This window comes from Streptomyces sp. NPDC033229 (genome assembly GCF_055576875.1).
The window spans coordinates 1-1056 of sequence record NZ_JBVIQR010000218.1 but is presented as its reverse complement, the minus strand read 5'-3'; the positions used below and the strand labels follow the sequence as shown (position 1 = coordinate 1056).

Below are 1056 nucleotides of genomic sequence, written 5' to 3'. Positions count from 1 at the left end.
GCGGGGTCTGATCCGGTAAATCGTGTTGCGTGACGCGGATGCAACTGACTGATGTGGAGTGGGAGTTCATCGGCCCGTACCTGCCGATCGGCGAGTACGGGCCGTACCCCGAGCGGCTGCGACAGCAGTTCGAGGGCGTGATCTGGAGGTTTCGCACGGGCGGGCAGTGGCGGGAGATGCCGCAGGAGTTCGGCGCCTGGTCGACCGTCCACAACCGTTTCCGGCAGTGGCGGGACGCCGGCGTCTTCGAGGCCCTGCTGGAGGGCCTGATCGCGGAAGCCGCGAAGCTCGGCGAGGTGGACTTGTCCCTGGTCAGCGTGGACTCCACCACGGCCCGGGCCCACCACGACGCTGCCGGGATGCACCTGGATCCCGAGGTCGTCACCGCCCTGGAGAAGGCCGCAGCCGAGGAGGAGAAGGCCCGGCAAAAAGGGGCGGCCCGGAAGGACAGGACGGGCAGGGCGAGGGAAGCGACCCGGAGCGCGAAGAGCGACGGCGCATCCGGCGCCGGCACAAACTGCGGTTGAAAGCCGCTCTGCTCGGACGTTCGCGGGGTGGGCAGACAAGCAAGGTCCACCTCGCCGCCGACCGCAGGTGCCGCCCGCTCGCGATCGTCCTGACCGCAGGGCAGGCCGCGGACAGCCCGCAGTTCATCCCCGTACTCAAAAAGGTACGGGTCCGCGGGCCCGTCGGCCGTCCTCGCACCCGGCCTGGTGCGGTCGCCGGGGACAAGGCCTACCCGTCCCGCGGTAACCGCGCCTACCTGCGTAAACGTCGGATCAAGGCAGTCATCCCGGAGAAGAGGGACCAGGCCGCCAACCGGAAGAACAAGGGCAGCAGGGGCGGTCGGCCGGTCACCCACGACGCCGAGCTCTACAAGGAGCGGAACACCGTCGAGCGCCTGATCAACAGGCTGAAGGCCTGGCGAGGCATCGCCACCCGATACGACAAGACCCCTCAGAGCTACCTCGCCGGCCTCCACCTGCGCGCTTCATTGATCTGGATCAAGGACCTCACCCGGACCAGCCCTTGATCACAACCGAATACGCGCCCTAG

At 68.3% G+C, this 1056-nt stretch carries 1 pseudogene; it reads left to right on the top strand.

Features of this window, described 5'->3' with window-relative positions:
• Positions 1-29 precede the first annotated feature (29 nt).
• Positions 30-1033 (top strand): annotated as a pseudogene (locus tag ACZ53N_RS37510) (IS5 family transposase).
• Positions 1034-1056 lie beyond the last annotated feature (23 nt).